General features: G+C 70.7%; 14 protein-coding genes. 8 read left to right on the top strand and 6 right to left on the bottom strand.

Annotation, left to right across the window (positions count from 1 at the left end; genetic code table 11):
* Window positions 1-164: 164 nt before the first annotated feature.
* Window positions 165-683: a DUF6461 domain-containing protein gene (locus ACIBH1_RS29645; protein ID WP_397317242.1), complete on the top strand. Its 519-nt coding sequence runs from the start codon at window positions 165-167 to the stop codon at window positions 681-683.
* Here the strand turns inward: ACIBH1_RS29645 and ACIBH1_RS29640 are convergent.
* A complete protein-coding gene (locus ACIBH1_RS29640) occupies window positions 671-1,774 on the bottom strand; it encodes a serine hydrolase domain-containing protein (RefSeq protein ID WP_397317241.1) in 1,104 nt (367 codons plus the stop codon). The two genes, ACIBH1_RS29645 and ACIBH1_RS29640, sit on opposite strands and share 13 nt — an antisense overlap.
* Before the next feature lie 102 nt (window positions 1,775-1,876).
* Between ACIBH1_RS29640 and ACIBH1_RS29635 the strand changes: the two genes are divergently transcribed.
* Genes ACIBH1_RS29635 through ACIBH1_RS29620 form a run of 4 tightly spaced genes read left to right on the top strand, consistent with a single transcriptional unit; the run spans window position 1,877 to window position 4,314 of the window.
* On the top strand, window positions 1,877-3,088 hold the full coding sequence (locus ACIBH1_RS29635; protein WP_397317240.1) for an alpha/beta hydrolase fold domain-containing protein: 1,212 nt from the start codon (window positions 1,877-1,879) through the stop codon (window positions 3,086-3,088).
* A gap of 26 nt (window positions 3,089-3,114) precedes the next feature.
* Complete coding sequence (locus tag ACIBH1_RS29630) at window positions 3,115-3,489, top strand: VOC family protein (RefSeq protein WP_397317239.1); 375 nt, start codon at window positions 3,115-3,117, stop codon at window positions 3,487-3,489.
* Window positions 3,490-3,493: 4 nt separating this feature from the next.
* A complete protein-coding gene (locus tag ACIBH1_RS29625; RefSeq protein ID WP_397317238.1) occupies window positions 3,494-3,838 on the top strand; it encodes an ArsR/SmtB family transcription factor in 345 nt (114 codons plus the stop codon).
* Complete coding sequence (locus ACIBH1_RS29620) at window positions 3,835-4,314, top strand: SRPBCC domain-containing protein (RefSeq protein WP_397317237.1); 480 nt, start codon at window positions 3,835-3,837, stop codon at window positions 4,312-4,314. The genes ACIBH1_RS29625 and ACIBH1_RS29620 overlap by 4 nt, the downstream gene beginning before the upstream one ends.
* Here ACIBH1_RS29620 and ACIBH1_RS29615 read toward each other — a convergent pair.
* Both ACIBH1_RS29615 and ACIBH1_RS29610 read right to left on the bottom strand, forming a co-directional pair.
* Window positions 4,311-4,655 carry a VOC family protein gene (locus ACIBH1_RS29615; protein WP_397317236.1) on the bottom strand — a complete coding sequence of 115 codons (345 nt, stop codon included), beginning with the start codon at window positions 4,653-4,655 and terminating at the stop codon, window positions 4,311-4,313. The two genes, ACIBH1_RS29620 and ACIBH1_RS29615, sit on opposite strands and share 4 nt — an antisense overlap.
* Window positions 4,656-4,673: 18 nt before the next feature.
* Window positions 4,674-5,081 carry a PaaI family thioesterase gene (locus ACIBH1_RS29610; protein ID WP_397317235.1) on the bottom strand — a complete coding sequence of 136 codons (408 nt, stop codon included), beginning with the start codon at window positions 5,079-5,081 and terminating at the stop codon, window positions 4,674-4,676.
* 25 nt (window positions 5,082-5,106) lie between these two features.
* On the opposite strand from ACIBH1_RS29610, the gene ACIBH1_RS29605 reads away from it, so the two are divergent.
* Window positions 5,107-6,390: a cytochrome P450 gene (locus ACIBH1_RS29605; RefSeq protein WP_397317234.1), complete on the top strand. Its 1,284-nt coding sequence runs from the start codon at window positions 5,107-5,109 to the stop codon at window positions 6,388-6,390.
* On the opposite strand, the gene ACIBH1_RS29600 is transcribed toward ACIBH1_RS29605, so the two are convergent.
* The gene (locus ACIBH1_RS29600) at window positions 6,272-6,811 is read right to left on the bottom strand and encodes a GNAT family N-acetyltransferase (RefSeq protein ID WP_397317233.1); all 540 of its coding nucleotides are present in this window, start codon (window positions 6,809-6,811) and stop codon (window positions 6,272-6,274) included. The genes ACIBH1_RS29605 and ACIBH1_RS29600 overlap by 119 nt on opposite strands.
* Window positions 6,812-6,922: 111 nt before the next feature.
* On the opposite strand from ACIBH1_RS29600, the gene ACIBH1_RS29595 reads away from it, so the two are divergent.
* Window positions 6,923-7,993: a hypothetical protein gene (locus tag ACIBH1_RS29595; protein WP_397317232.1), complete on the top strand. Its 1,071-nt coding sequence runs from the start codon at window positions 6,923-6,925 to the stop codon at window positions 7,991-7,993.
* Here the strand turns inward: ACIBH1_RS29595 and ACIBH1_RS29590 are convergent.
* A complete protein-coding gene (locus tag ACIBH1_RS29590) occupies window positions 7,951-8,967 on the bottom strand; it encodes a copper resistance D family protein (RefSeq protein ID WP_397317231.1) in 1,017 nt (338 codons plus the stop codon). The two genes, ACIBH1_RS29595 and ACIBH1_RS29590, sit on opposite strands and share 43 nt — an antisense overlap.
* Window positions 8,964-9,788, bottom strand: coding sequence for a copper resistance protein CopC (locus ACIBH1_RS29585; protein WP_397317230.1), 825 nt, complete (start codon window positions 9,786-9,788; stop codon window positions 8,964-8,966). Before ACIBH1_RS29585 ends, ACIBH1_RS29590 begins: the two co-directional genes overlap by 4 nt.
* Before the next feature lie 50 nt (window positions 9,789-9,838).
* On the opposite strand from ACIBH1_RS29585, the gene ACIBH1_RS29580 reads away from it, so the two are divergent.
* The gene (locus ACIBH1_RS29580) at window positions 9,839-10,597 is read left to right on the top strand and encodes a class I SAM-dependent methyltransferase (protein WP_397317229.1); all 759 of its coding nucleotides are present in this window, start codon (window positions 9,839-9,841) and stop codon (window positions 10,595-10,597) included.
* Window positions 10,598-10,620: the final 23 nt, after the last annotated feature.

The raw sequence follows: 10,620 nt of genomic DNA, 5'->3' as shown, positions 1-10,620 counted from the left end.
TCACCCTCCTGGGCCCCGGAGGTCACCATGGCTGTCGAAGACGTCCGATGGTTCGGCGAGGACGCGTACTCGGACTACTGGATCAACGGCTTCTGCCTCACTTTCGTCCAGGGAAGGTCGGCCGCAGAGGTCCAGGCCGTCTTTGCGAAATCGGCAAGGGCCGCGTGGAGACGGAGGACACGGGACAGCGGTTCAGTTCCACGATCATCGACTGCGACCAGGGCGCGATCATGCTCGAACTGGCCGGTCTCGCCGGATGGAGGAAGGATCTGGCAGAGGCCTTCTCCCAAGGCACCCGGATCGCGGTCGTGACCGACCCCTTCGTGGGCAGCCCGGCATTCGCCTATGTCGAAGACGGAAAGCTCCTCTGCGAGTTCCAAATCCGTGATCCCTACAACCGGCTGGGCGCGTCACCGGATGCCTTGATGGCAGAAATGGAGGAGGCCGGAATGCTCGACGGGGAGGAGTACTACGACGAAGACGAAGACGCGGACCTCTCGGTGAGCGCTGAGACCCCGAACCTTCCCGTGCTCCAGGCGATTGCTGTCGCCTCGAAGAAGATCGGAGTGCCGTTCAGCAGGGAGGGTCTTCTCCAGGCCCGCCATTTCGTATCCCTCGACGAGACGCATGACATCGAGGCAGCCGCCACCGAGCGTCCCGGCACGGTCATTCAGCTTCTCTGAGCGGCCTCCAGCACGACCCGCAGCACCGTGCCCGTGCTGTCGAAGTCCGGCCGCAGCCGGTTCTTGGTGATCGCGAACGCCACCCCGCTCCCCACATCCCCGCACGCGTAGCTCCCCCCGACGCCGCCCACCCCGAACAGGGTCGGCGACGGGAAGCCCGGCATGCCCACCGAGAAGCCCAGCCCCCACGTGGTCGGGAAGCCGAACACCTCGTCCACGCCCGTGGCCGAGGTCTCGGCGGCCAGGCGCAGGCTCTCGGGCGACAGCAGCCGCACCCCGTCGACCTCCCCGAGCAGCGACGCGTAGAGCCTGGCCGCCGCGCGGGCGGTGGCCTTCCCACCCGCCGGGATGTCGGCCGACAGGATGTCGGCCCTGCGGTCCCATTCCGCGGTGGGGAACAGCGCCGCCGGCGCCGCCTTGAACATGGGCAGGTCGGGCGGCAGCATCGTCATCTGCTCGGTGGTTCCCGGCAGGTCCTCCAGGCGGGCGAGGCGGTGGTGCTCGGAGGCGGGCATGCCGAAGTACAGCTCGTCGGCGACGCCCAGGGGCTCGGCCACCTCCTCCCGCAGGACCTGGGAGATGCGCTTGCCGGTGGCGAGGCGGACGACCTCGCCGAGGATGTAGCCGAAGGTGATCGCGTGGTAGCCGATCTTGGTGCCGGGCTCCCACCACGGCTGCGCATCGGCGACGGCCGCGCACATCTTGTCCCAGTCGCACAGGTCGGCCAGAGTCGTGTCCTGGGGCACGCCCGGCACCCCGGCCGTGTGGTTGAGCACCTGCCGTACGGTGACCCGCTCCTTGCCGTGCGCGCCGAACGCGGGCCACAACTCCGCGACGGGCGTGTCGTAGCCGAACAGTCCGCGCTCGACGAGCATGTGGACGATCGTGCTGGTGGCGGCCTTGACGACGGAGAAGCAGTAGAAAGGCGTCCCCGGGGTGACCGTACGGCCGGCGTCGGGGTCGGCCAGGCCCGCGACGGCGTCGACGATCTGCTCGCCGTGGCGGTATACCGACACCTGCAGCCCGCGCTCGTCGCCCGATTCGACGAGCCGGTCGATGGTCTCTTGCACGAGTTTCTGTACATCGTTCATAGGGCTCACCGTGGCACGCGGCGCGCGGGCGGGGGAAAGGCCGAGTGCGCATCGCGGTCATGCGGCCGCCGCATCACGGCCCGTCGGTGCGACAATCGCGGTATGGAAGGCAGGCTCCTGGCCTTGCCGCAGGCCCCCGACACGATCGAACTGCGGCACCTGCGCTCGTTCGTCGCCGTCGCCGACGAGCTCAACTTCGGCCGGGCCGCCACCCGGCTCTACCTCTCGCAGCCCGCCCTGAGCAGGCAGATCCAGGCGCTGGAGCGGCTCGTCGGGTGCGACCTGCTGCGGCGTTCCACGCATCGGGTCGAGCTCACCGCGGCGGGCGAGGCGCTGCTCGACCGGGCGCGCAAGCTGCTGGCCGACCTCGACGAGGCCATCTCGGCGACCCGTTCCGCGTCGGGCGAGCTCGCCGGACGCGCCTACCGCTACTGGCACTCGCTGGCCTCCCGCGACGCGGGGCCGGAGCTGGAGGAGCTGCGGCGGGTGTGCGAGACGATGCACGCCGAGTTCGCGCCGCCGCCGGAGACGACCGTACGGCCCGTCAACGCGGGCGGAGTCTCCTGCTTCCAAGTCGGCGCGGGCCAGGCCGGAGCGGTGGGCCCCGAGCCCGCGACGGTCCTGTATCTGCACGGCGGCGCCTACGTCATGGGTTCCGCGTACGGCTACCGCCACGTCGCCGGCGCGCTCGCCCTGGCCTCGGGAGCCACCACCCTGGTGCCCGAATACCGCCTGGCACCCGAGCACCCCTTCCCCGCGGCCCTCGAGGACGTGACCCGGGCCTACCAGTGGATGCTGGAGCAGGCGGGCGATGCCCGGCGGCTGGTCGTCGCGGGCGACTCCTCGGGGGCGGGCCTGGCCGTCTCGCTCCTGCTCAGCCTCAAGCAGCGGGGCGCCCCCATGCCGGGCGGCGTCGTGCTGTTCTGCCCCGGCGTCGACATGTGCCGCGACAGCCTGGCCCAGTCCGACAGCGCGATCTCGCTCGACCTGCTGAGGCGCTTCGTCTCGGCCTACCTGGCCGAGCACCCGCCGGAGGATCCCGTCGTGAGCCCGCTGTCGGCCGACCTGTCGGGTCTGCCGCCGATGCTCATCCAGGGCGGCACCGACGATCCCTTCGTCGACGACGCCGAGCGCCTGGCCGACCACGCCCGCGGCCACGGGGTGGAGGTGCGCCTGGAGCTCTATCCGGTCGCCACCCACTCGTTCCAGATCTTCTGGTCGTTCCTGCCGGAGGCCGCGGAGGCTCTCGCCGCGGCGGGCAGGTTCGTCCGGTCGCTCACCACTGGTAGGAAATCTCCTACGTTTGACGCGTAGGGAATTCCCTACCTATTGTGGACCGCATGAACATCACCCACGCCTCCTTCATCACCGTCCCCGTCTCCGACCAGGACGAGGCTCTGCGCTTCTACACCACCGTGCTCGGCTTCGAGGTCACCGCGGACCTCCAGATGCCGCCCGGCCGCTGGCTCCAGGTCGCCCCGAAGGGCGCCCAGACCGTGCTCACCCTCTCCGGCCCCGGCATGGGCGATTTCACGCCCGGCACCGCACGAGGGATCATGTTCGTGACGACAGACGTGGACACCGACTGCGCCAGGCTCGCCGAAGCCGGAGTCGCCGTGGACGGCCCGAACGATCTCCCCTGGGGACGGATGGCCGGATTCCAGGACCCCGACGGCAACAGCCTGATGCTGCTCACGGAGAAGGAAGGCTTCTGACCTCATGGTCACCCAGAGCGCCCAGGACCAGGACCGGCTCTTCGCCGCCCTCGCGAACGCGACACGGCGCGAGGTGCTGCGCCTGCTGCGTGACCAGGGCCCGCAGCCGGTCCAGGCGCTCGCGGACCACTTCGACATGCGCCGCCCCAGCCTCTCGGAGCACCTCAAGGTGCTCAGGGAGGCCGGGCTCGTCTCCGAGGAGCGCCAGGGCAGGCAGCGCGTCTACCGCCTGGAGGCGGCCCCGCTCGCCGAGGTGCAGGACTGGCTCCACCCGTACGAGCGGTTCTGGCGCGAGAAGCTGAGGGGCCTCGGCGACCTGCTCGACCGCATGCCGGACAATGAGACATGACGATGCCCCAGGCGCCCGACGGGCCGGATGGCGACGACCTGACCACGATCAGGGTCGACCACTTCCTGGCCCACCCGCCCGCCAAGGTCTGGCGGGCCCTGACCGAGCCCGAGCTCATCGCCCAGTGGATGATGCCCGGCGATTTCCGCCTGGAGGTCGGTCACCGCTACACGATGACGGCCGTGCCCCGCCCCAACACCGGCTTCTCCGGCACCATTCAGGCCGAGGTGCTCGCCTACGAGCACGAGCGCATGCTGAGCGTGCGCTGGCAGGACGCCGCCGAGGGCCGGAGGAACGCCGCCGACTGGACCATCACCTGGACGCTGGAGCCGGAAGGCCGCGGCACCCGGCTCTTCCTGGTGCACGCGGGATTCGACCCGGACGACCCGGCCCAGCGCATGGCGCACCGGATCATGGGCGGAGGCTGGCGTTCCTCCGTCATGGGGGCACTGGAGAACGTGCTGGAGAAGTCCTAGGAGACCGGGGCGCCGCCGAAGCCGATCTCGTTGCCGTCGGGGTCGCGGTAGGTCGCCTTGCGCACGCCGTTGTCGTAGGTCTCGCTCGTGGCGGGCTCCAGGCCGCGCTCGGAGACCTGCGCCGTGCGCGCGTCGAAGTCTTCGAGGAAGAGCGTGTGCATGGCGTGTCCCGCCCGCTCGGGCAGGTGCTCGATGTACAGGTAGCGGTGCTCGGCCAGCTCCCACACCGCCTCTGAGTCGTGCGGGAAGAAGGTGGGCGGACCGCCGAGCAGCCGCTCGTACCACTTCAGGGCCGCGGCGAAGTCGCGGACAGGGATTCCTGCGAACAGATCGAGGTCCATGAACCGATCCTAGGGATCTCAGCCGAGCATGGCGTAGACCGTGCTCGCGCGGGCGGCGGGCTCGGCGGAGCCGTCCGGGGTGAGCGTGACGTCGCAGAAGGCCAGCGTGCGCCCCAGCTTGGTGATCTCGACGGTGACCAGCAGGTCCTTGCCGGTGACCGGGCGCTGGAAGGTCGTCGACTGCTGCACGGTCGTCATCGGCACGAAGCCGCCGCGCGCCGACGACAGGGCGATCACGGTAGCGGTGTCGGCCGCGGCCATCATGGCCTGGCCGCTCAGGCCGCCGCCCTCGCGGGCCAGGCGGTCGGACCAGGGCAGGCGGAGGACCGCGTGGCGGGGGCCGGTCTCGACGGTGGTCAGGCCGAGATCCAGGATCCATGGTGCGAAGTTGTCACGGAGGATGGCGTCGCCCTCTTCAGGAGTCACACGCCCATGATGCACGCTGGCAGGCATGGAGGAAGTCTTCCTGCCGCAGACCTATGCGCGGGGCGTGCCGTACGAGTTGTTCGCCCGGTTGAGGCGAGAATCTCCCGTGTGCTGGGTGGAGGAGCCGGCGGTGGGGCCCTGGAAGGCGGGGCCCGGCTACTGGGCGGTCTTCCGCCACCGGGACGTCAAGCACGTGCTGCGCACGCCCGAGGACTACTCCTCGCACCTGGGCGCGACGCAGATCCGCGACCCTGACACGGCGCAGGACCTCGAGTTCGTCCGGCAGATGATGCTCAACCGGGACCCGCCCGAGCACTCCCGGCTGCGCAGGATCGTGGCCGGCGCGTTCACGCCGCGTGCCGTACGCCGGCTGGAGGAGCAGATCAGGGCCAGGGCGGCGGAGCTGTTCTCGGCGGGGGAGTGCGACTTCGTCGAGGTCGTGGCCGAGCTGCCGGTGTGGACGCTGGCGCACGTCATGGGCGTGCCGCCGCAGGACCGCGGGCTCCTGCACGACTGGGCGAGCCGCGTGATCGGCTACCAGGACGAGGAGTACGCAGGTCTGGAGACCGCGCGCGGGCTCAGCGACATCGGCAGGCGGGCGCATGCGATGCGGCCCAGGCTCGAACCCGGCACGAACCCGCGCTCGCGTGCGGCGCTCAGGGACATGTACGGCTACGCGCACGACCTGGCCAGGCACCCGCTCGACGACGAGTCCGTCATGGCCGCCATGATCAGGGGCGGGCTGACGGAGGAGGAGTTCGAGAACATGTTCTTCCTCTTCGCCGTGGCGGGCAACGAGACCCTGCGCAACGCCATCCCCGGCGGCCTGCTCACCCTGCTCGACCACGGCATCACCCTGACGCCCGAGCGGATCCCGCAGGCCGTGGAGGAGATGCTGAGGTTCTGGCCGCCGGTCATGGACTTCAGGCGCACCGCGACCCGCGACCTCACCCTGGGCGGCCAGGCCATCGCCTCCGGCGACAAGGTCGTCGTCTACCACGCCTCCGCCAACCGCGACCCCGACGTCTTCCCCGACCCCGACCGCTTCGACCCCGCGCGGCAGCCCAACGACCACGTCAGCTTCGGCTTCGGACCGCACTTCTGCCTCGGCGCCCACCTGGCCAGGACGCAGATGCGAGCGGTCTTCACCGAACTGCTGGCCTGGACCGTCGAACCGGCCGGCGATCCGGTCAGGCTGACGTCGAACTTCCAGAACGGCCTGAAGCATCTTCCCGTACGGCTGGCAGCGAACGGGAGTAGTGCAGCTCCTCCAGCTGATCCCAGTGCTGCACCCCGCCCGACCAGGTGAACCCGGCCGCCTCGTAGAAACTCCGGGCGCGGGCGTTGTCGGTCAGCACCCACAGCCCCACGCTGCGCGAGCCGCGCGCCCGCAGGTCGTCGAGGGTGGCGTCCATCAGGGCGCGGCCCATCCCGGTGGAGAACTCGCCGGGCAGCAGGTAGATCGCGTAGACCTCGTCGCCCTCGAACTCGCGCGCCGGGCCGTAGGCGGAGAACCCGCGGATCTCGCCGTCGACGACGGCCACCACGGCCGCCGAGTCGCCGCTCGCCAGAGCCCCCGCGCGGAACTCCACCCGTTGCGCGGTGACCTCGAGGGAGTCGAGGTATTCGTCCGAGACGATCCCCTGGTAGGCGCTCTTCCAGGAGGTGATCCGCACTGTCTCGATCGCCCCGGCATCGGCCGGAACGGCAGGCCTGATCTGGAAGGTCATGGCACGGTAATGTACTCCCCCGTGAAGTCACTGCTCAGGCTTGCCATGCCGTATTGGACCCGTGGACCCGCAGGTCGGGAGACGCCGCGCGAGTTGTTCACGTTTCTGTACATGGGATGGCTCGTCGCCTTCAGCCTGAAGGTGCTGGGTTCGGCGTGGGACGTCTCCTGGCACTTCAAGTGGCTGCGTGACGACCTGGCGCCGCCGCACCTGCTCAACAGCGTGGGCACGGCCATCGTCGTGGCGTTGACGATCATTCACGGGTACACCGGCTACGGCGTCGACAAGACGGCGTTGCGGCTCATCCAGTGGGGGACCGGGATCTTCCTGGTCGCGGTGCCGCTCGACCTGATCAACCACCGGATCAACGGGCTCGACATCACCTCTTGGAGCCCCTCGCACATCCTGCTCTACGTCGGGACGTTCTTCATGATCGCGGGGGTGATCCGCGGCTGGTTCGTCGGCGGGGGCGGCAAACTGGTGCTCGGGGTGTTCTTCGTGTTCTTCCTGGAGAACGTGCACTTCCCCGAACAGCACCAGGAGTACGGCATCCTGTCGCTGAAGGCGTGGGACAACGGCGTCAGCTACGCCGAGCCGATCCTGCAGCAGTTCGCCGCCGACCAGATGGGCAGCGCGATCAACCGGCAGATGATGGTCAACTTCACGCTGCCCGTGCCCGACTGGCTCTACCCGGCCTACGCGGTCGTCGCGGGCATGGCGGTGCTGGCCGTGGCGCGCATGATGATCGGGCGTTTCGGCGCCGCGACCCTCATCGCCGGCGCCTACGTGGGCTTCCGCACGCTGATCTGGCCGCTGCTCACCTACACCGACTTCCCGCCGTCGGCGGTGCCGTTCTTCCTGGTCGTCGGGGCGCTCTGCGTCGACGTCGCGTTCCTGCTCGGCCACCCGGTGGTGCGCGGCGTGGTGGGCTCGGTGCTGGTGACGGCGGGCGTCTACGCGGCGCTGGGCGCCCAGAGCGCGGTGCTCGGCCAGGTGTACGGCACGCTGAACGGTCTCGACGACCTGCTCGGGGCGCCACCGCTGATGACCGCCTCCGCCGTGTACGCCGGAGGCGGGTTGATGGCGCTCTGGCTGCTGAGCGAGTGGTTCGTCACCCGCTTCGACCTGCGCTCCAAGGATCAGCCGATCGAGGCGCGGGTGATGGCCACCGCCACCCCGTAGGCCAGCCCCATGATGGAGACCTCCGCAGCCGCCCACACGGCTACGGAGGTCTTCTGCTGTCTCATCAGCCTGAACCTGATGTAGGCGGCCACCGGGACCAGCGCCGCGGTCAGCGCCACCTTGGTGACGACCAGCAGGCCGTACTCCGTCGTCAGCAGCGCGCCGGGCAGCTCACCGCCGGGCGTCAGCGCCATCGTCCCTAGGCCGCTGACCAGGCCGGAGGCCGACACCAGCAGCAGGCAGACGGTGGCCAGGCGGGAGAAGCGCGGCAGCACCTCGGGCAGGAGCGGCCGGGCGAACGTCATGACGGCGATCAGGCCGCCGGTCCAGACGGCCGCGCCCATGACGTGCAGCTCCATCGAGATCATCAGCGGGTCGTGCCAGACCGAGTCGACCGCGTGGCCGGTCACCGGGATCGGCAGCAGGCCGAACAGGGCCACGACGATGCGGAGCTCGGCGGGCACCTTCTCGCCGAAGCGCACCGCCATCAGGCCGATGCCCGCCGCGACCAAGGCACAGGCGGCGCTGAACAGCATGCCCTGACCGGCGCCGACACTGTCGACGTAGTCGGTGATCATACCGAGGGTGGGGATCGCGCCGGGGTTGAGCTCGGCGGTCTGGAAGACGATCGTCAGCAGAGCGGTGATCGCCCACGCCCAGGCGGCCGTCACGGCGAGCGGGCGGACCCTGCGCATGATCGGCTCGGTGCTGTCGGGGGTGTCGAAGCCGAGCAGCTTGGGGAGCACGCTGAGCCCGACTACGGCCACGGCGGCCAGGTCGAGGAGCACCCGGACGATCGGCAGGCCGTACTCGACCACGGGGCCGGGCAGGGGGATGCCGGGGACCGCCTCCTCGGCGGTGGCTGTGCTGGCGACCACGACCGCCAGGAGGGCGGCGAGGGTGAAGAGGCCGGGGAGCAGGAGCCGGGCGGTGGAGGCTGCGCGCGGGGGAGCGGGGGCGGCGAGGGTGGTCATGCCCGGTCCTCGCCACCGCTTCCGACGGAGGCCCGGTCGTCGGCGCCCGATGGTTCGACGGGTGCGTCGCTTTCGCCGGGTGCGCCGGGCTCGGCGTCGCGGGGCGAGCGGCGCAGGGCGACGACGGTGCCCGCCGCCAGCACCAGCAGCGCGCCGCCGATCCACAGCACCGCCATCCCCGCCCCGCCGTTGGCCGCGGCCTCGGCCGCCTGCGTGCTGAGATCGGGGGCGGCGGAGGAGGCGCCGGTGGGGGAGACGGCCGCCGGGCCCGACTGGTTGCCGCCCGCGGTGCCGGGGCCGTCGCCGGTGGCCGCTGCGGAGCCGGGCGAAGCCGTGGCGTTGGTCGAGGCGTCGGAGGCGTCGGCGGAGGCGGAGGCGTCGGTGGAGGCGTCGGCGGAGGCGGAGGCCGAGGCGGTGGCGGCGGGCGTGGCTGCCGGGGCCGCGGCGCCCGGGCCCGGCTTGGTGAGCGTGAAGGTCACCTTGCCCGCCACCGGATGCCCGTCCGACGACAGGATCCGATACCCCACCACATACTCGCCCGCGGCCCCCAGCGGCCGCACCTTGACGCTGACCCGCTCCTTCCGCACCACCGCGCCCCCGTCGGCCCACGAGGTCCCGCCGGGACCGGTGACGTTGACGTGCGCGTACCCGGTGCGGACCGCCGTGTTGAAGACGAGCGTGACCTCCGACGGCGCGGCGTCGAGCCGCGCCCCCTCGGCAGGGTCGCTGCCGATGAGCACGTCGTGCGCCCAGGCCGCCCCGGGCATGAGCGCCCAGGCTGCCGCGCAGGCGACCAGCAGGACTGTGAGCAACCGCCGCACAGCTCTTGACCTTCCTTAGACCTTCTGTGAACCCGTATATGGTCGCATCCATGGAGCACCTGTTCGGCGGAGCGGCCCCCTACTACGCCCGATACCGCCTCGGCCACGGCGATGCGGCCATCGCCCACCTGGCCAGGACGTTCGGTCGTGAGGCCACCGTGCTGGACCTCGGCAGCGGCCCAGGAACGATCGCGGTGCCGCTGGCGGCTCAGGTGGCGCGGGTGCTGGCGGTGGATCCCGACGAGGAGATGCTCCAGGAGGGCGCCAGGGCCGGGGTGGCGAACATCCGCTGGATCAAGGCCGATTCGACGATGTTGCGGCAGCTGCCCCCTTTCGACCATGTGGTGATGGGGCGTTCTTTCCACTGGATGGATCGCCTGGCCGTGCTGGCCGACCTCGACGACCTTCTGCCGCCCGGTGGCGTAATAGCGCTGGTCGGCCCGACGCGTGAGGCTCGCCATCAGGAGTGGCACCCGGTGGCGCAGCGGGTGTGCGAGGAGTTCGGGCTGACCCGCCACCAGGCGCGCGGCTCCTTCCAGGACACCGGGCTCCATCACGACGACGTGCTGGAGACCTCGCCGTTCGCCCGGCTGGAGCGGGTGGCGTCCGAGCGCACGGTGGTGTGGGACGTCGACAGCGTGATCGGCTACCAGCTCTCGTTGTCGATCTCGACCCCGTCGAGGCTGGGCGAGCGGCGGGAGGAGTTCCTGACGGCGCTGCGGCGCGCGGTGGAGGAGGCGCACCCGGAGGGCTCGTGGAGCGTCGGCTACACCACCGAGGTGCTGGTCGCGAGGCGGACTCGGGAGTAACATCCGGGCACCTGCGATCATGA

The organism is Nonomuraea sp. NPDC050663 (genome assembly GCF_044456985.1).
Classification (GTDB): Bacteria; Actinomycetota; Actinomycetes; order Streptosporangiales; family Streptosporangiaceae; genus Nonomuraea.
This window is presented reverse-complemented; position numbering and strand designations above follow the sequence as displayed.

Bases quoted from the DNA above. Each gene is read 5' to 3' on its own strand.
- ACIBH1_RS29615 (WP_397317236.1), bottom strand. From the start codon at position 4,655: ATGGACCTCGATCTGTTCGCAGGAATCCCTGTCCGCGACTTCGCCGCG.
- ACIBH1_RS29590 (WP_397317231.1), bottom strand. From the start codon at position 8,967: ATGACCACCCTCGCCGCCCCCGCTCCCCCGCGCGCAGCCTCCACCGCC.
- ACIBH1_RS29635 (WP_397317240.1), top strand. From the start codon at position 1,877: ATGGAAGGCAGGCTCCTGGCCTTGCCGCAGGCCCCCGACACGATCGAA.
- ACIBH1_RS29580 (WP_397317229.1), top strand. From the start codon at position 9,839: ATGGAGCACCTGTTCGGCGGAGCGGCCCCCTACTACGCCCGATACCGC.
- ACIBH1_RS29605 (WP_397317234.1), top strand. From the start codon at position 5,107: ATGGAGGAAGTCTTCCTGCCGCAGACCTATGCGCGGGGCGTGCCGTAC.
- ACIBH1_RS29625 (WP_397317238.1), top strand. From the start codon at position 3,494: ATGGTCACCCAGAGCGCCCAGGACCAGGACCGGCTCTTCGCCGCCCTC.
- ACIBH1_RS29640 (WP_397317241.1), bottom strand. From the start codon at position 1,774: ATGAACGATGTACAGAAACTCGTGCAAGAGACCATCGACCGGCTCGTC.
- ACIBH1_RS29630 (WP_397317239.1), top strand. From the start codon at position 3,115: ATGAACATCACCCACGCCTCCTTCATCACCGTCCCCGTCTCCGACCAG.
- ACIBH1_RS29595 (WP_397317232.1), top strand. From the start codon at position 6,923: ATGGGATGGCTCGTCGCCTTCAGCCTGAAGGTGCTGGGTTCGGCGTGG.
- ACIBH1_RS29600 (WP_397317233.1), bottom strand. From the start codon at position 6,811: ATGACCTTCCAGATCAGGCCTGCCGTTCCGGCCGATGCCGGGGCGATC.
- ACIBH1_RS29620 (WP_397317237.1), top strand. From the start codon at position 3,835: ATGACGATGCCCCAGGCGCCCGACGGGCCGGATGGCGACGACCTGACC.